The 15,678-nt window shown below is 69.3% G+C and carries 15 protein-coding genes; 10 read left to right on the top strand and 5 right to left on the bottom strand.

Annotated features, from left to right (window positions below; translation table 11 throughout):
- The 3 genes from Ga0609869_RS14440 to glmU are packed head-to-tail and all read right to left on the bottom strand — an operon-like array spanning position 1 to position 4,033.
- On the bottom strand, positions 1–858 hold the full coding sequence (locus Ga0609869_RS14440) for a shikimate dehydrogenase family protein (RefSeq protein ID WP_245972149.1): 858 nt from the start codon (positions 856–858) through the stop codon (positions 1–3).
- On the bottom strand, positions 855–2,678 hold the full coding sequence (gene glmS / locus Ga0609869_RS14435) for a glutamine--fructose-6-phosphate transaminase (isomerizing) (RefSeq protein WP_125403875.1): 1,824 nt from the start codon (positions 2,676–2,678) through the stop codon (positions 855–857). Before glmS ends, Ga0609869_RS14440 begins: the two co-directional genes overlap by 4 nt.
- Positions 2,678–4,033, bottom strand: coding sequence for a bifunctional UDP-N-acetylglucosamine diphosphorylase/glucosamine-1-phosphate N-acetyltransferase GlmU (gene glmU, locus Ga0609869_RS14430; RefSeq protein WP_125403874.1), 1,356 nt, complete (start codon positions 4,031–4,033; stop codon positions 2,678–2,680). Before glmU ends, glmS begins: the two co-directional genes overlap by 1 nt.
- A gap of 127 nt (positions 4,034–4,160) precedes the next feature.
- Between glmU and Ga0609869_RS14425 the strand changes: the two genes are divergently transcribed.
- Both Ga0609869_RS14425 and Ga0609869_RS14420 read left to right on the top strand, forming a co-directional pair.
- Positions 4,161–4,841: an HAD-IA family hydrolase gene (locus Ga0609869_RS14425; RefSeq protein WP_125403873.1), complete on the top strand. Its 681-nt coding sequence runs from the start codon at positions 4,161–4,163 to the stop codon at positions 4,839–4,841.
- Positions 4,838–6,067: a DegT/DnrJ/EryC1/StrS family aminotransferase gene (locus Ga0609869_RS14420; protein WP_125403872.1), complete on the top strand. Its 1,230-nt coding sequence runs from the start codon at positions 4,838–4,840 to the stop codon at positions 6,065–6,067. Before Ga0609869_RS14425 ends, Ga0609869_RS14420 begins: the two co-directional genes overlap by 4 nt.
- Here the strand turns inward: Ga0609869_RS14420 and Ga0609869_RS14415 are convergent.
- Positions 6,064–6,333 carry a hypothetical protein gene (locus Ga0609869_RS14415; RefSeq protein ID WP_125403871.1) on the bottom strand — a complete coding sequence of 90 codons (270 nt, stop codon included), beginning with the start codon at positions 6,331–6,333 and terminating at the stop codon, positions 6,064–6,066. The two genes, Ga0609869_RS14420 and Ga0609869_RS14415, sit on opposite strands and share 4 nt — an antisense overlap.
- Positions 6,334–6,393: 60 nt before the next feature.
- A complete protein-coding gene (locus Ga0609869_RS14410; RefSeq protein WP_125403870.1) occupies positions 6,394–6,855 on the bottom strand; it encodes a CreA family protein in 462 nt (153 codons plus the stop codon).
- A 141-nt stretch (positions 6,856–6,996) separates the two neighbouring features.
- Here Ga0609869_RS14410 and Ga0609869_RS14405 point away from each other — a divergent pair, with 141 nt between their 5' ends.
- The 8 genes from Ga0609869_RS14405 (at position 6,997) to Ga0609869_RS14370 (ending at position 15,589) form a co-directional block, all read left to right on the top strand.
- Entirely contained in the window at positions 6,997–8,160 is a 1,164-nt protein-coding gene (locus Ga0609869_RS14405) for an isovaleryl-CoA dehydrogenase (RefSeq protein WP_125403869.1), read from the top strand.
- 36 nt (positions 8,161–8,196) lie between these two features.
- A complete protein-coding gene (locus tag Ga0609869_RS14400; protein ID WP_125403868.1) occupies positions 8,197–8,715 on the top strand; it encodes a lysozyme inhibitor LprI family protein in 519 nt (172 codons plus the stop codon).
- A 66-nt stretch (positions 8,716–8,781) separates the two neighbouring features.
- Positions 8,782–9,540 carry a flavodoxin family protein gene (locus tag Ga0609869_RS14395; protein WP_125403867.1) on the top strand — a complete coding sequence of 253 codons (759 nt, stop codon included), beginning with the start codon at positions 8,782–8,784 and terminating at the stop codon, positions 9,538–9,540.
- The gene (locus Ga0609869_RS14390) at positions 9,537–11,141 is read left to right on the top strand and encodes a carboxyl transferase domain-containing protein (RefSeq protein ID WP_125403866.1); all 1,605 of its coding nucleotides are present in this window, start codon (positions 9,537–9,539) and stop codon (positions 11,139–11,141) included. The genes Ga0609869_RS14395 and Ga0609869_RS14390 overlap by 4 nt, the downstream gene beginning before the upstream one ends.
- Positions 11,142–11,230: 89 nt before the next feature.
- On the top strand, positions 11,231–13,171 hold the full coding sequence (locus tag Ga0609869_RS14385) for an ATP-binding protein (RefSeq protein ID WP_125403865.1): 1,941 nt from the start codon (positions 11,231–11,233) through the stop codon (positions 13,169–13,171).
- Complete coding sequence (locus tag Ga0609869_RS14380) at positions 13,168–13,827, top strand: glutathione S-transferase family protein (RefSeq protein WP_125403864.1); 660 nt, start codon at positions 13,168–13,170, stop codon at positions 13,825–13,827. The genes Ga0609869_RS14385 and Ga0609869_RS14380 overlap by 4 nt, the downstream gene beginning before the upstream one ends.
- 78 nt (positions 13,828–13,905) lie before the next feature.
- Positions 13,906–14,775, top strand: a complete 870-nt coding sequence (locus Ga0609869_RS14375; protein ID WP_125403863.1) for a hydroxymethylglutaryl-CoA lyase — start codon at positions 13,906–13,908, stop codon at positions 14,773–14,775.
- A 28-nt stretch (positions 14,776–14,803) separates the two neighbouring features.
- Complete coding sequence (locus Ga0609869_RS14370) at positions 14,804–15,589, top strand: crotonase/enoyl-CoA hydratase family protein (RefSeq protein WP_125403862.1); 786 nt, start codon at positions 14,804–14,806, stop codon at positions 15,587–15,589.
- Positions 15,590–15,678: the final 89 nt, after the last annotated feature.

The raw sequence follows: 15,678 nt of genomic DNA, 5'->3' as shown, positions 1-15,678 counted from the left end.
TCAGTCGGCGAAGCGCGCCAGCCGCCGCAGGGTGTCGGCGTCGGTCGAGGGCAGGCCGAAAAAGTCGAGATAGGCGGGGATCTGTTCGTAGAGCATGTCCATGCCCACCTGCGTCACGCAGCCCCGCGCACGGGCGGCGGCCAGAAACGCGGTCGTCTCGGGGGTCAGCACGACCTCGCCGACAAAGCTGTCGGGCGCGATGCGCGCGGTGTCCGCCGGCATCGCGTCGTCGGGCCGCATCCCCAGCGGGGTCGCGTTGACCACGATCTGCCAGCCCGCCGGGTCGTTCGATCCGGTCGTGACCTCGGTCGCCGGGAAATTCTGCCGCAGCCGGTCGGCCAGCGCCGCGCCGCGCGCCCCGTCCACGTCGCAAAGGCCCAGCCGGGTCGCCCCGGCGCTGGCCAGCGAGGCGGCGATGGCCGAGCCCACGCCGCCCGCGCCCACGACCAGCGCCGAGGCGCCGCGCGCCGTACGGCCCTTGCGTTCCATCCCCCGGACAAAGCCTTCGCCGTCGAACATGTCGCCGATCAACCGGCCCGCCGCGTCGCGCCGCACCGCGTTGCACGCGCCGCAGGCCAGCACCCGTGGCGCGGCCTCGTCCAGCAGCGCCACTGCCGCCGCCTTGTGCGGCATCGTGATCAGCGCGCCCGCGAAATTGCGCAGCCGCGCCACGAGGGGCAGGAAGGCCGGGAAATCCTCGGCCTCGCACCCCATGGGCACCACCACCGCGTCAACCCCGGCCGCATCGAGCCAGGGGTTGTAGATCATCGGCGCCTTGAAGCTTTCGGTCGGCACGCCGAGATGCGCGATGATCCGCGTGCGCCCCGAGATGATCGGTGCGGCGGGCGTGGGCGTCATTCCACGGTCACGGACTTGGCGAGGTTACGGGGCTGGTCGACATCGGTGCCCTTGGCGACGGCGGTGTGATAGGCCAAGAGCTGTGCCGGTATGGCGTAAAGGATCGGCTCGACCAGTTCCGGCGCGTCGGGCAGCACGAGCCGCTGCCAGACCTCTTCGCCGGCCTCTTCGGCGCCGGCGGCGTCGGTGATCAGCAGCACCTTGCCGCCGCGGGCCAGCACCTCCTGCATATTCGACACGGTCTTGTCGAACAGACGGTCGTGCGGGGCCATCACGATGACCGGCATCCGCTTGTCGACCAGCGCGATGGGCCCGTGCTTCAGCTCGCCGCTGGCATAGCCTTCGGCATGGATATAGCTGATTTCCTTGAGTTTCAGTGCCCCTTCGAGGGCCAAGGGAAACATCGCGCCGCGCCCCAGGAACAGCGCGTCCTCGGCCTCGGCCAGGCGCTGGGCGAGCGCCTTGATCGGCGTTTCCAGTGCCAGCGCAACGTTGACCAACCCCGGCAGGCCGTTCAGCCCCTCCAGGTGGCCGGCGAGCGCGGCGTCGTCGATCCGCCCGCGCGCATGGGCGGCCTTGAGCGCGAGGATCGCCAGAACGGTCAGCTGGCAGGTGAACGCCTTGGTCGAGGCCACGCCGATCTCGACACCGGCCAGGATCGGCAGCGCCAGGTCGCTCTCCCGCGCGATCGAGCTTTCGGCGACATTGACCACCGCCACGGTCTGCGCCGCGCGGCCCTTGCAGAAGCGCAGCGCGGCCAGCGTGTCGGCGGTCTCGCCCGACTGGCTGACGAACAGCGCCAGCGTGCGGTCGGGGATCGGCGGCTCGCGGTAGCGGAATTCCGAGGCGACGTCGACATCGACGGGCAGGCCCGCCAGCCGTTCGAACCAGTATTTCGCGGTCAGGCAGGCGATGTAGGCGGTGCCGCAGGCGACCATGGCGATGCGGTCGATGCCGGCAAAGTCGATCTCGTCGCCGGGCCTGGCGATGGTCTGCCCGTCATCGCTGAGGTAGTGGCGGATCGCGTCGGCCAGCACCACCGGTTGCTCGAAAATCTCCTTGGCCATGAAATGCTTGTAGCCGGCCTTTTCCACGCGGGCGGCGCCGGGCTCGATGGTCTTGACCTCGCGGCCCACCTGGTGCCCGTCTTCGTCGAAGAAGGTGGCGCCGGCGCGGGTGACGATGGCCATGTCGCCCTCGTCGAGATAGGTGATGCGGGTGGTGAGCGGCGCCAGCGCGATGGCGTCGGAGCCAACGAACATCTCGCCCTCGCCATAGCCCACCGCCAGCGGCGAGCCGCGCCGCGCGGCGATCAGCAGATCGTCCTCGCCATCGAACAGGAACAACAACGCAAAGGCGCCCTCCAGCCGGGCCAGTGTTTGACGCGCGGCCTCGCGCGGGGAAAGCCCGGTCTCGAGGTAATGCTGCGCCAGCAGCGCCACGGTTTCGGTGTCGGTGTCGGTGCGCGGAGGCTGGCCCAGCCCGGCCAGTTCGGCGCGGAGCGCGCGGTAATTCTCGATGATCCCGTTATGGACGACCGCCACCCGGCCCGCCTGGTGCGGGTGGGCGTTGGCCACCGAGGGCGCGCCGTGGGTGGCCCAGCGGGTGTGCCCGATGCCGGCCTTGCCCGGCAGCGGCTCGTGCACCAGCAGGTCCGAGAGGTTCACCAGTTTGCCCACGGCGCGCCGCCGCGCCAGTCCGCCGTCGTTCACCGTGGCGATCCCGGCGCTGTCATAGCCGCGATATTCCAGCCGTCCCAGCGCCTCGACCAGCAAGGGCGAGGCTTCGTGGTCACCAAGGACCCCTACAATTCCACACATTAATGTCCAGCCTTTCGCTGTTTTTCCTTCAAAAACTTTAACCTTTCGAACATCTTTCGCGCGAGGCCCGGTTTGACCTCCTGCCTGGCCCGGCCCAGCGCCAGCGCGCCCTCGGGCACGTCTGAGGTAATCACCGAGCCCGAGGCCGTCATCGCCTCGTCGCCGATTTTCACCGGCGCGACCAGCATCGTGTCCGACCCGATGAAGGCCCGCGCGCCGATCTCGGTGCGGTGCTTGAACACGCCGTCGTAATTGCAGGTTACCGTGCCCGCGCCGATATTGGCAGCCTCGCCGATGCTGGCATCGCCGATATAGCTCAGGTGATTGACCTTGGCGCCGGCGTCGATCTGCGCGTTCTTGACCTCGACGAAATTGCCGATGCGCACATCCTCGGCCAGTTCCGCGCCCGGCCGCAGGCGGGCATAGGGGCCGACAATCGCGCCGCGGCTGACATGGCACCCTTCGAGATGTGAAAAGGCGCGGATGCGGGCGCCCGATTCGATACTGACACCGGGGCCGAAGACCACGTTGGGCTCGATCACCGCGTCGCGGCCGATCACCGTGTCGAAGGCGAAATGGACGGTCTCGGGGGCGGTGAGGGTGACGCCGGTCTCCAGCGCCGCGGCGCGGGCGCGGGCCTGAAAGGCGGCCTCGGCGCGGGCGAGGTCGGCGCGGGAATTGACCCCCATGGTTTCCGCCTCGTCGCAGGTCACCGCGGTCGCTGACAGGCCGCGCGCCCGGGCGAGACCGACGATATCGGTCAGGTAGTATTCGCCGGACGCGTTGTCGTTGCCGACCGCGTGGATCAGATCGAACAGCGTGGCCGCATCGGCGGCGATGACCCCCGAGTTGCACAGGCCGATGGCGCGCTCGGCCTCGGTCGCGTCCTTGTATTCGACGATCCGCTCCAGCGCGTCGCCCGCCGTCACCAGCCGGCCATAACGGCCCGCATCCGCAGGCCGAAAGCCCAGCACCACCACCGCATGACCGGCTCGCGCCGCGATCATCGCCCCAAGCGTTTCGGGCCGGATGAAGGGCGTGTCGCCGTAAAGCACGATCGCGTCGCCCTCGAACCCGTCGAGCGCCGGCCGCGCACGGGCCACCGCGTGGGCGGTGCCCAGCTGTTCCTCTTGCAGCACCACCTGCGCCTGGGGGTCGATCTCGCGCGCCGCGGCCTCGACCGCGGCGGCGTGGTGCCCGGCCACGACCACGGTGCGGTCCGGCGCCAGCAGCGCGCCGGCGGCCATGGCATGGGCCAAGAGCGGCGCGCCGGCCACCTCGTGCAGCACCTTGGGGCGGTCCGATTTCATCCGCGTGCCTTCCCCCGCGGCCAGGATGATCAGGGCGGTGCCCATGTCGCGCGCCTCTTTCCTTTTGTGTCGCTCCCTTTTATCGCGGAGTCGCCGGCGCGCAACCGGCGCCCCCATCACTTGGGGTTTCGCGACATTTCATCTGCGGCGGATTTCCGCGCTGGAGGGGCTCATGCGGACGGTGATCTTCGACCTCGACGGCACGCTGGCCGATACCAGCGGCGACCTGATCGCGGCGGCCAATGCCTGTTTCCAGCGGGCCGGCCGCGGCGCGCCGCTGGACCCCGTGGCCGATGCGGCCACCGCCTTTCTGGGCGGGCGGGCGATGCTGCAACTGGGCTACGAACGGCTGGACGGGGCCGCGGACGATGCCGAGGTGGCCGCCCACTACCCCTATCTGCTGGACTATTACGGCGCGCATATCGACCGGCACACCACGCTTTACCCCGGCGTGGCCGAGGCGGTCGCGCGGCTGAGGGGCGCTGGATACGCCGTGGGCATCTGCACCAACAAGCCCGAGGCGCTGGCCGAGGTCCTGCTGTCCCGCCTCGGGGTGCGCGACCTCTTTGCCTCGCTGATCGGCGCCGACACGCTGCCGGTGCGCAAGCCCGACCCGGCGCCCTACATCGCCGCGGTCGAGCGCGCGGGCGGCAGCGTTGCGCGCTCGCTTCTGGTCGGCGACACGGCGACCGACCGCACCACCGCCCGCGCGGCGGGCGTGCCGTGCGTGCTGGTGGGCTTCGGCCCTGCGGCGGACATCGTGGCCGGGCTGACCCCCGAGGGCCTGATCGGCCATTACGACGAGCTTTTCGACCTGGCCGAGCGGCTGATCCCGCGGGAGGCGGCGGAATGACCGAGCGGTTCACCGGCAGTTTCACCCAGCAAGAGCCGATCCCCAAAGACGCCATCGAAGCGGCGGTCGGGGTGATGCGCCACGGCCGGCTGCACCGCTACAACGTGGCCGAGGGCGAGGCGGGCGAGACCGCGCTTCTGGAACGGGATTTCGCCGCGTTCACCGGGGCGCGGTACTGCCTGGCCGTCGCCTCGGGCGGCTACGCGCTGGGCTGCGCGCTGAGGGCCGCGGGCGTGGCGCCGGGCGACACGGTGCTGACCAACGCCTTTACCCTGGCCCCGGTGCCGGGCGCGATTGCCGGGGTGGGGGCCACGCCCGTTTTCGTCGAGACGACCGAGGATCTGACAATCGACCTGGCCCATCTGGAGGCGCAGATCGCAGCCAGCGGCGCGGGTGTGCTGATGCTCAGCCACATGCGCGGGCATATCTGCGACATGGGCCGGCTGATGGCGTTGTGTGACGGGGCCGGCGTGACGGTGATCGAGGACTGCGCCCACACGATGGGGGCCGCCTGGGCCGGCGTGCCCTCGGGCCGACACGGGGCGATGGGGTGTTATTCGAGCCAGACCTACAAGCACATCAACTCCGGCGAGGGCGGGCTGATCGTCACCGACGACGCCGAGCTGATGGCCCGCGCGGTGCTGCTTTCGGGCTCTTACATGCTTTTCGACCGGCACCTCGCCGCGCCGCCGCCGGAGGCGTTCGAGGGGCTCAAGGCCGAGTTGCCCAACATATCGGGCCGGATGGACAATCTGCGCGCCGCGCTGCTGCGCCCGCAACTGGCGCGCCTGCCGGACCAGGCGGCGCGCTGGAACCGGCTTTATCGCGCGATGGAGGCGGGGCTCGGCGGCACGCCGGGCCTGCGCCTGATCGACCGGCCCGAGGCCGAGGCCTTCGTCGGCTCGTCCTTCCAGGCCCTGCTGCCGGGCTGGCCGGCGGAGCGTGTAGAAGCATTGCTCGCCCGCTGCGCCGACCGGGGGGTAGAGCTGAAATGGTTCGGCGCGGCGCAGCCGGCCGGGTTCACCTCGCGCTACGCCCATTGGGACTACGCCGAACCCAAGCCGCTGCCGCGGACAGACCGCGTTCTGGCCGGGCTGATCGACATGCGCCTGCCGCTGACCTTCTCGCAAGAGGATTGCGCGGTGATCGCGCGGATCGTGCGGGAGGAAGTGACGCGCGGCCAGGGCTTGCGCCACGGGGCCTCGGACGGTGGGGCGGACCGCTAGGCCAAGAGATCGAACACCTCGCCCCCGATCGAGACGTTCAGGCTGTCCTGCGCCGCGCCGTCGACCAGCGCCCAGAGGATCTGCCCGGTGGGCAAGTAGGTCACGAACGCCTCGGCCACGCCCTGAAGTCCGGCGCGGGGTGTCTCGGCAAGGGCCACCCGGAAATCGTCCGCCGTGGCGGCGCCGCCGCCGAAGATCAGCAGATCGCCCGCGGCGGCGGCGTAATCCTGCACCCAGTCCGACCCGTGGCCCGCGGCCGCCGCCACTCCAGCGAGCAGGTTAAGCCTCGGTCTCGGCGCGGGGCAATGCCGGCGCACGCCTGCGGATTATCGCGAGCCCGACCCGAACAGCGGCACCGTCGAGATCGCCATCTTGGCCGAGCCCTGTGCCAGTTCCCTTGCATGGACAAGATAGATCAGCGTGCGGTTGTCCGCGTCGTAGATCCGCTTGACCCTGAGCGATTTGAAGATGATCGACTGACGCTCGCGGAACACCTCTTCGCCGTCCCTGCCAAGGTCGATATCGCCGATCTCGATGGGGCCGGTCTGGCGGCAGGCGATCGAGGCGTTCGAGGGGTCCTCGAACCAGTTGCCCTGGCTCAGCCGGTCTAGGAAGGAGCGTTCGAAATAGGCGATGTGGCAGGTCACGCCGGGCACCTCGGGGTCGTGTACCGCCTCGATGATGACGTCGTTGCCGGTCCAGTCCACGCCGATGCGGCCCACCTCTTCGGCGGGGGCGGCCAGCGGCAGGGCGGCGATGAGGGCGGCGATGGGGGCGAGGCGGGGCATGGGTGGGCTCCTTTCGGTCTGGGCGTGACGCCAAGGTAGGGATGCGCTCGCGGCGGCGCCACCGCGATTGACGCCGCAGCCCGTTCGGTGATAGTTATATGAACAAGCGTTCAATAAGCGCATGGAGGAGGAGGGGGACCCATGTTCACCGCAACGATGGCATTCGACCTCGACGAGGACACCGCGGCGCTGCGCGACATGGTGCACCGCTGGGCGCAGGAGCGGGTGAAACCGTTGGCCGCCGAGATCGACAGAACCAACGATTTCCCCGCCGAACTGTGGCGCGAGATGGGCGAGCTGGGGCTGCTCGGGATAACGGTGCCCGAAGAGTACGGCGGCGCGGGCATGTCCTACCTTGCCCATACGGTCGCGGTCGAGGAAATCGCCCGCGCCTCGGCCAGCGTGTCGCTCAGCTACGGCGCGCATTCCAACCTTTGCGTCAACCAGATCAAGCTGAACGGCACCGAAGAGCAAAAGCGGAAATACCTGCCCGGCCTGCTGAGCGGCGAACATGTCGGTGCTTTGGCCATGTCCGAGGCCGGGGCGGGGTCCGACGTGGTGTCGATGAAGCTGAAGGCCGAAAAGAAGAACGGCTATTACACGCTCAACGGCACGAAATACTGGATCACCAACGGCCCCGACGCCGACACGCTGGTGGTCTATGCCAAGACCGACCCCGAGGCGGGGGCGAAGGGCATCACCGCCTTCCTCATCGAGAAGTCGATGAAAGGGTTCTCGACCTCGCCCCATTTCGACAAGCTGGGTATGCGCGGGTCGAACACCGCCGAGCTGATCTTCGACGATGTCGAGGTGCCCTTCGAAAACGTGCTGGGCGAAGAGGGCAAGGGCGTGCGCGTGCTGATGTCGGGGCTGGACTATGAACGCGTGGTGCTGGCGGGTATCGGCACCGGCATCATGGCCGCCTGCCTGGACGAGATCATGCCCTATCTGCGCGACCGCAAGCAGTTCGGCGAAAGCATCGGGAATTTCCAGCTGATGCAGGGCAAGATCGCCGACATGTACACGGCGATGAACAGCGCGCGGGCCTATGTCTACGCGGTCGCACGGTCTTGTGATCGCGGCCAGGTGACGCGTCAAGACGCTGCCGCCTGCGTTCTATATTCCTCGGAAGAGGCGATGAAACAGGCCCATCAGGCGGTGCAAGCCATGGGCGGCGCTGGATTTTTGGCCGACAGCGCCGTGTCGCGGCTGTTCCGCGACGCCAAGCTGATGGAGATCGGCGCGGGCACATCCGAGATCCGGCGGATGCTGGTGGGGCGTGAACTCATGAAGGCGATGGATTAAAGGTGAGTCGTAGACTCAACTTTGTGAGGTGATCCTATGCGACTCTCCCTTTTCCTCGTCGCCGTCCTGGCGCTCGCCGCCCCCGTGGCGGCCCAGGAGGTCAAGTTCTCGCCCGATGCCACGCTCGACTGCATGAAGAAACAGCGCCTGCCCGGCGCCGACGACACCTGCATCGGCTCTTCCGCCCGGGTCTGTTTCCAGCGCATCAAGAATGCGTCCAACGCCGATATCGCCGCCTGCATGGGCAAGGAATCGGAATACTGGAAGGGCAGGATGGACGCGGCCTATGACCGGATGATGGAACTGGCCGAGGCGGCCGATGCTGAATTCTCGAAGACCGAGAAGGCCAAGGTCGTACCGTTCAAGCTGACCGAAGACCTGGCGATCCAGCAGGAGAAATGGGCCGAATGGCGCGAAATCCGCTGTGCGGTCGAGGCGATGATGCGCCGCGGCAGCCCCTACACGATGACCGCGGCGGCCAACTGCACGATGAAACGCATCGGGGAACAGGCGCTATTTCTGGAAAGCGCCGTGACCTACATGGAAACCAAGTAGGCCCGTCGCGGCCGCCCCGGGGAGGGGGCGGCCGCACGGCGCGGGCCGCGAAGGGAGGCGCGACCGATGACCCTCAACGAGAAGCAACAGGCGCTCTGCGACGCCAATACCACCGATTTCAGCGGGCTTTCGGCGCTCTTCGTCAATACCTCGCTGAAGCTCGATCCGCATGACAGCCACACGCGGCGGCTGATGAACGTCGCCGCCGAGATCATGGCCAAGAACGGCATCCATGTGGAGCATCTTCACATGCTCAGCCATGTGGTGCCCCCGGGCGTCTACCCGGACATGACCGAACACGGGCATGACCGCGACGACTGGCCCGAGCTGTGGGACAAGGTGAAGGCCGCCGATATCCTGGTGGTCGGAACGCCGCTCTGGCTGGGCGAGGAAAGCTCGGTGGCCCGCGTGCTGATCGAGCGGCTCTACGGCATGTCGGGCGAGCTGAACGACAAGGGCCAATCGGTCTATTACGGGCGCGTGGCGGGCTGCGTCGTCACCGGCAACGAGGACGGGGTCAAGCACGCCGCGATGACGCTGCACTATGCGCTCGGCCATCTCGGCTACACCATCCCGCCCCAGGCCGATTGCGGCTGGATCGGCGAGGCCGGGCCGGGCCCGTCCTATGGCGACATGGTGGATGGCAAGCCCGCGGGCTTCGACAACGAGTTTACCCAGCGCAACACCACGATCATGACCTGGAACCTGATGCACATGGCCAAGATGCTGAAGGACGCAGGCGGGTTGCCGAACCACGGCAACGACCGCCGCGCCTGGGCAGCCGGCTGCCGCTTCGATCACGAGAACCCGGAGCATCGCGCGTGAAACTGTCCTCCGCCGCCGTACCGGGCTCCGAAGCGTTCCAGACGAACCACGCCGCGCATCTCGACGCGCTTCGCGTCGTGGAAGAGGCCGCCGCGCTGGCCGCCGCCGGCGGCGGCGAAAAGGCCCGCGCGCGGCACCTGTCGCGCGGCAAGATGCTGCCGCGCGAACGGGTGGCGAACCTGCTGGACCCCGGCGCGCCCTTCCTCGAAATCGGCGCCACCGCCGCGCACGGGCTTTATGACGGCGCAGCGCCCTGTGCCGGCGTCATCGCCGGGATCGGCCGGGTCGAGGGGCAGGAGGTCATGGTGGTCTGCAACGACGCCACCGTGAAGGGCGGCACCTATTACCCGATGACGGTGAAAAAGCACCTCCGCGCCCAGGAGATCGCCGAGGAATGCCATCTGCCCTGTCTCTACCTGGTGGATTCCGGGGGCGCCAACCTGCCCAACCAGGACGAGGTCTTTCCCGACCGAGACCATTTCGGGCGCATCTTCTACAATCAGGCGCAGATGTCGGCCAAGGGCATCCCCCAGATCGCGGTGGTGATGGGATCGTGCACCGCGGGCGGCGCCTATGTCCCCGCGATGTCCGATGTCACAATCATCGTGCGCGAGCAGGGCACCATCTTCCTCGCCGGCCCGCCGCTGGTAAAGGCCGCCACGGGCGAGGTGGTGACGGCGGAAGACCTGGGCGGCGGCGACGTGCACACCCGCCTTTCGGGGGTTGCCGATTACCTGGCCGAGGACGATGCCCACGCGTTGGCGCTGGCCCGCCGCGCCGTCAGCCACCTCAACCGTGAAAAGCCCCGGACCGTGCGCTGGGACTCGCCCGAAGACCCCGCCTACGACCCCGAGGAATTGCTGGGCGTGGTCCCCGCCGACCTGCGCACGCCCTACGATATCCGCGAGGTCATCGCGCGGCTCGTCGACGGCTCGCGCTTCGACGAGTTCAAGCCGCGCTTCGGCGAAAGCCTCGTCACCGGCTTCGCCCATGTCATGGGCTGCCCGGTGGGCATCGTCGCCAATAACGGCGTGCTGTTCTCCGAATCCGCCCAGAAGGGCGCGCATTTCGTCGAGCTGTGTTCGCAGCGGGGCACGCCCCTGGTGTTTTTGCAAAACATCACCGGCTTCATGGTCGGGCGCCGCTACGAAAACGAGGGCATAGCGCGGCACGGCGCCAAGATGGTCACCGCGGTGGCCACGACCGGCGTGCCCAAGATCACCATGATCGTCGGCGGCTCGTTCGGCGCGGGCAATTACGGCATGGCCGGCCGCGCCTACCAGCCGCGCCTTTTGTGGACATGGCCCAACAGCCGTATCAGCGTGATGGGGGGCGAACAGGCCGCGGGCGTGCTGGCCACCGTCAGACGCGACGCGATGGAGCGGGCGGGCGAGACCTGGAGCGCCGAGGACGAGGCCGAGTTCAAACGCCCCACCGTCGAGATGTTCGCGCGCCAGAGCCATCCGCTCTACGCCGCCGCCCGGCTCTGGGACGACGGCATCATCGACCCCCGCAAATCCCGCGCGGTGCTGGCGCTGTCGCTCTCGGCCGCGCTCAACGCGCCCGTCCCCGACACCCGCTTCGGAATTTTCCGCATGTAGCACAGAGCCCCTGCCGTTTCTTCTGGCCGCAAATATCCCGGGGGGTGCGGGGGGCTGGCCCCCCCCGCGCTCCCTCCAAGAGGTCGCCGATGTTCAAGAAAATCCTGATCGCCAATCGCGGCGAGATTGCCGCCCGCATAGCGCGCACCGCCCATCGGTTGGGTGTGGCCACCGTCGCGGTCTATTCCGACGCCGATGCCGAGGCGGCCCATGTGGCGGCGGCCGACGAGGCGGTGCGCATCGGCCCGCCGGCCCCGGCCGAGAGTTACCTGCGGGCCGAGCGGATCATCGAGGCGGCGCTGGCGACGGGATCGCAGGCGATCCACCCGGGCTACGGGTTCCTGTCGGAAAACCCCGATTTCGTCGAGGCGGTCGAGGCGGCGGGGCTGACCTTCATCGGCCCCTCGGCCCGGGCGATCCGGGCGATGGGGCTCAAGGACGCCGCCAAGGCGCTGATGGAGGCGGCCGGCGTGCCGGTCGTGCCGGGCTATCACGGCGACAACCAGGACGACGCCCACCTCGAGGGCGCGGCAGATGCCATCGGCTACCCGGTGCTCATCAAGGCCGTGGCGGGCGGCGGCGGCAAGGGGATGCGCAAGGTCGCACGCGCGGCCGATTTCCCCGCCGCGCTGGCCGCCGCGCGGTCCGAGGCGCGGGGCGCCTTTGGCAACGATGCCGTGCTGATCGAGAAATACATCGAACGCCCGCGCCATATCGAGGTGCAGGTCTTCGGCGACGGCGCCGATGCGGTCCACCTCTACGAGCGCGACTGCTCGCTCCAGCGGCGCCACCAGAAGGTCATCGAAGAGGCCCCCGCACCGGGCATGACGCCCGAGATGCGTGCGGCGATGGGCGAGGCGGCGGTGCGCGCGGCCGAGGCCATCGGCTACAGGGGCGCAGGCACCGTCGAATTCATCGTCGATGGTGCGGGCGGACTGCGCCCCGACCGGTTCTGGTTCATGGAGATGAATACGCGGCTGCAGGTCGAACATCCCGTGACCGAGGCCGTGACCGGGCTCGACCTCGTCGAATGGCAGCTGCGCGTGGCCGCGGGCGAGGGGTTGCCGATGCGCCAGGACGACATCCCGCTCACCGGTCACGCCTTCGAGGCCCGGCTTTACGCCGAGGACGTGCCGGCGGGCTTTCTGCCGGCCACCGGGCGGCTGACTCATCTGGCCTTTCCGCCGGGGCTGCGGGTCGATACCGGCGTGCGTCCGGGCGATGCGATCAGCCCGTTCTACGACCCGATGATCGCCAAGATCGTGGCCCACGGCCCCACCCGCGCGGTGGCGCTGAACCGCCTCGCCCGCGGGCTGGAGGACACGCAGGTCGCGGGCTCGGTCACCAACCTCGCCTTTCTGGGCCGTCTCGCGCGGCATGCGGGCTTTGCCGCCGGCGATGTCGATACCGGCCTTATCGAGCGTGACCTCGCCGCGCTCGCCGCCGCGCCCGGCCCCGCGCCCGAGCATCTGGCCGCGGCGCTTCTGGCCGCTGCCGACCCCGGCGGGGGGGCGCTGGCGGGCTTTTCGCTCTGGGCGCCGCTGCGCCGCAGCTTGACGCTGTCGCGCGACGGCGACGAGATCACGGGCGCGGTGATGTTCGAAGGGCCAGATCTTGCAGCGGTCGAGATCGCCGAGGCCACGCTCGCAGCACATCGCGAGGGAGAGGGCTGGCGCGTTGGCGGGCGGTCGCCGGGCCGGGTGCTGAAGGCGGGCGGCGCGATCCACGTCTTTGCCGGCGCGGCGGGGACGTTCAGCTTTGCCCCTGTCGACCCGCTTGAGCGGGCCGCCGCGGCCGGGGCCGGTACCGACGTGATCGAGGCGCCGATGCCCGGGCTGGTCAAGTCGATTGCCGTTGTGGCGGGTGACGAGGTGACACAGGGCCAGCCGCTCGCCATTCTGGAGGCGATGAAGATGGAACACGCGCTGGCCGCGCCGCGCGCTGGCCGGGTGGCCGAGGTGCTGGCCGCGGCCGGTGCCCAGGTCGAGGCCGGGGCCGCGTTGATCCGGCTGGAGGAGGACGAGGCATGATCAGGCTGCACCACTGCCCCCAGGCGCGATCGTTCCGCACGCTTTGGCTGATGCACGAGATGGGGCTCGATTTCGAGACACGGCGCTACTCGTTCTTCGACAAATCGCTGAGGCAGCCCGACTACCTGGCGCTCTCGCCCGCGGGCCGGGTGCCGGCGCTGGAGATCGACGGGCGCGTACTTTTCGAATCCGGTGCGATCACGGAATACCTGGTCGAGACGCGGCCCGACTGCGGGCTGGGCCGCTTTCCCGGCGATGCCGAGCGCGCCGACTGGCTGGAATGGCTGCATTTCGCCGAGACCATGGGCCAGCACATCGCCATCCTGACCCAGCAGCATATCGTTCTGCGCGAGGACTGGATGAAAAGCCCCACGGTCATGCGGCTCGAGGCCAAGCGGCTGGAAAAGGTGCTGGAGGTGGTCGACCGTGTGGTCGAGCGCCGGGACTGGCTGTTGCCGTCGGGGTTTTCGGCGGTGGACACCAATATCGGCTACGGTGTGATGATCGCCCGGCGTTTCGTGCCGGCCGCGTTGTTGCCGGCGGTCGACGCGTATTACGGGCGGCTGGCGGATCGTCCGGCCTTTCGAAAAGCGGTGGAAGAGGACGGGCCGGCCGAGATCTACGGCCGTGACTTCTACGAGGCGCCGAATGAGTGAGACGTTGAGAGATCCGGGCCGGCCCGCCCCGCGTGCTTCGGCGCGGCGGTCCGGATCGGCCGGCGGAGCGGTGTTGCGATGACCGATTTCGTCGAGATCTTCGAGGTGGGCCCCCGCGACGGGCTGCAGAACGAGGCACGCCCGATCCCGACCGCCGACAAGATCGCGCTGATCGACACGCTCAGCCGCGCGGGTTTTCGCCGGATCGAGGCGGCGAGCTTCGTCAGCCCGAAATGGGTGCCGCAGATGGCCGACGGGGCCGAGGTGCTGGCGGGGGTCACCCGCCAGCCCGGTGTGCGCTACGCGGCGCTGACGCCCAACCTCAAGGGCTACGAGAGGGCGAAAGCCGCGGGCGCCGACGAGATCGCCATTTTCGGCGCGGCCTCGGAAGGGTTCAGCCGGGCCAATATCAATGCCTCGATCGAGGAAAGCCTCGCCCGTTTCGCGCCGGTGGCCGAGGCCGCCCGCGCCGACGGCATCCCGATGCGCGGCTATATCTCCTGCGTGACCGACTGCCCCTATGACGGGCCGACCCCGCCGGGCAAGGTGGCCGAGGTGGCAGAGAAGCTGCGCGGCCTGGGATGCTACGAGATCAGCCTGGGCGATACGATCGGGCAGGGCACGCCGGAAAGCATAACCGCGATGCTGCGCGCGGTGCTGGAGGCGGTGCCGGCCGACCGGCTGGCAGGGCATTACCACGACACCGCGGGCCGGGCGCTGGCGAACATCGAGGCCTCGCTGGGCCTCGGCCTGCGGGTGTTCGACGCCGCCGTCGGCGGGCTGGGGGGCTGCCCCTATGCCAAGGGGGCGACGGGAAACGTTGCAACCGAGGCGGTCGCCGACCGTCTGGCCGCGCTGGGCTACGCGACCGGGCTGGACCGGGCGGTGATCGAAGAGGCGGCGGATATGGCGCGCGGGATGCGTGGCGGGCAACAGGCCAAAGCATGAATCCTGGCAGCAGTCCTGGGAGCGGGCGATGAGCGACGAACTGACACTTGAGACCGACGCGCGCGGCGTGGCGTGGCTGCGCCTCGACCGTGCCGACAAGCACAACGCGCTGTCGGCGGGGCTGATCGCGGCGCTGCACGCGGCGGCCGACACGCTGGGCGCCGACCCGGACGTGCGCGCGGTGGTGCTGACCGGCGCGGGCGAAAGTTTTTGTGCCGGCGGCGATCTGGGCTGGATGCGCGCGCAGATGGCCGCCGACCGGGCCACCCGCGCCGCCGAGGCGCGAAAGCTCGCCCACATGTTGCAGGCGCTGAACACGCTGCCCAAACCGCTGATCGGGCGCGTGCAGGGGCAGGCCTTCGGCGGCGGGGTCGGGCTGATCTCGGTCTGCGACATCGCCATCGGGGTCGAAACCGCGCGGTTCGGTCTGACCGAAACCCGGCTGGGGCTGATCCCGGCGACCATCGGGCCCTATGTTACCGCGCGGATCGGCGAGGCGCGGGCGCGGCAGGTGGTGCTGTCGGGGCGCCGGTTCGATGCGGGCGAGGCGGTGCGCCTGGGCCTGCTGACCCGTGCCGTGCCCGAGGACGCGCTCGACGGCGCCATCGAGGCAGAGATCGCGCCCTTTCTTTCCGCCGCGCCAGGGGCGGTGGCGCGCGCCAAGGCGCAACTGCGCAGCCTCGGCCCGGTCATCGACGAGGAGGTCATAGAGGCCAGTATCGCCGAATTGGTTGCCTGTTGGGAAGGCGCCGAGGCCGCGGAGGGACTCGACGCCTTTTTCGGGAAACGCCCGCCGAGGTGGCGGCGCGCGTGATGAGATGGGCGGCTGCGGCTCAGGCGGCGCGGAAAGCCGAGGCGAGGCTTAGGACCGCGGCTGCGGCAAATGCCTTGAGAGGCGAAAGC

The organism is Rhodovulum iodosum (genome assembly GCF_041020385.1).
Lineage (GTDB): Bacteria > Pseudomonadota > Alphaproteobacteria > Rhodobacterales > Rhodobacteraceae > Rhodovulum > Rhodovulum iodosum.
This window is presented reverse-complemented; position numbering and strand designations above follow the sequence as displayed.

Bases quoted from the DNA above. Each gene is read 5' to 3' on its own strand.
- Ga0609869_RS14440 (WP_245972149.1), bottom strand. From the start codon at position 858: ATGACGCCCACGCCCGCCGCACCGATCATCTCGGGGCGCACGCGGATC.
- glmS (WP_125403875.1), bottom strand. From the start codon at position 2,678: ATGTGTGGAATTGTAGGGGTCCTTGGTGACCACGAAGCCTCGCCCTTG.
- glmU (WP_125403874.1), bottom strand. From the start codon at position 4,033: ATGGGCACCGCCCTGATCATCCTGGCCGCGGGGGAAGGCACGCGGATG.
- Ga0609869_RS14425 (WP_125403873.1), top strand. From the start codon at position 4,161: ATGCGGACGGTGATCTTCGACCTCGACGGCACGCTGGCCGATACCAGC.
- Ga0609869_RS14420 (WP_125403872.1), top strand. From the start codon at position 4,838: ATGACCGAGCGGTTCACCGGCAGTTTCACCCAGCAAGAGCCGATCCCC.
- Ga0609869_RS14410 (WP_125403870.1), bottom strand. From the start codon at position 6,855: ATGCCCCGCCTCGCCCCCATCGCCGCCCTCATCGCCGCCCTGCCGCTG.
- Ga0609869_RS14405 (WP_125403869.1), top strand. From the start codon at position 6,997: ATGTTCACCGCAACGATGGCATTCGACCTCGACGAGGACACCGCGGCG.
- Ga0609869_RS14400 (WP_125403868.1), top strand. From the start codon at position 8,197: ATGCGACTCTCCCTTTTCCTCGTCGCCGTCCTGGCGCTCGCCGCCCCC.
- Ga0609869_RS14395 (WP_125403867.1), top strand. From the start codon at position 8,782: ATGACCCTCAACGAGAAGCAACAGGCGCTCTGCGACGCCAATACCACC.
- Ga0609869_RS14385 (WP_125403865.1), top strand. From the start codon at position 11,231: ATGTTCAAGAAAATCCTGATCGCCAATCGCGGCGAGATTGCCGCCCGC.
- Ga0609869_RS14380 (WP_125403864.1), top strand. From the start codon at position 13,168: ATGATCAGGCTGCACCACTGCCCCCAGGCGCGATCGTTCCGCACGCTT.
- Ga0609869_RS14375 (WP_125403863.1), top strand. From the start codon at position 13,906: ATGACCGATTTCGTCGAGATCTTCGAGGTGGGCCCCCGCGACGGGCTG.
- Ga0609869_RS14370 (WP_125403862.1), top strand. From the start codon at position 14,804: ATGAGCGACGAACTGACACTTGAGACCGACGCGCGCGGCGTGGCGTGG.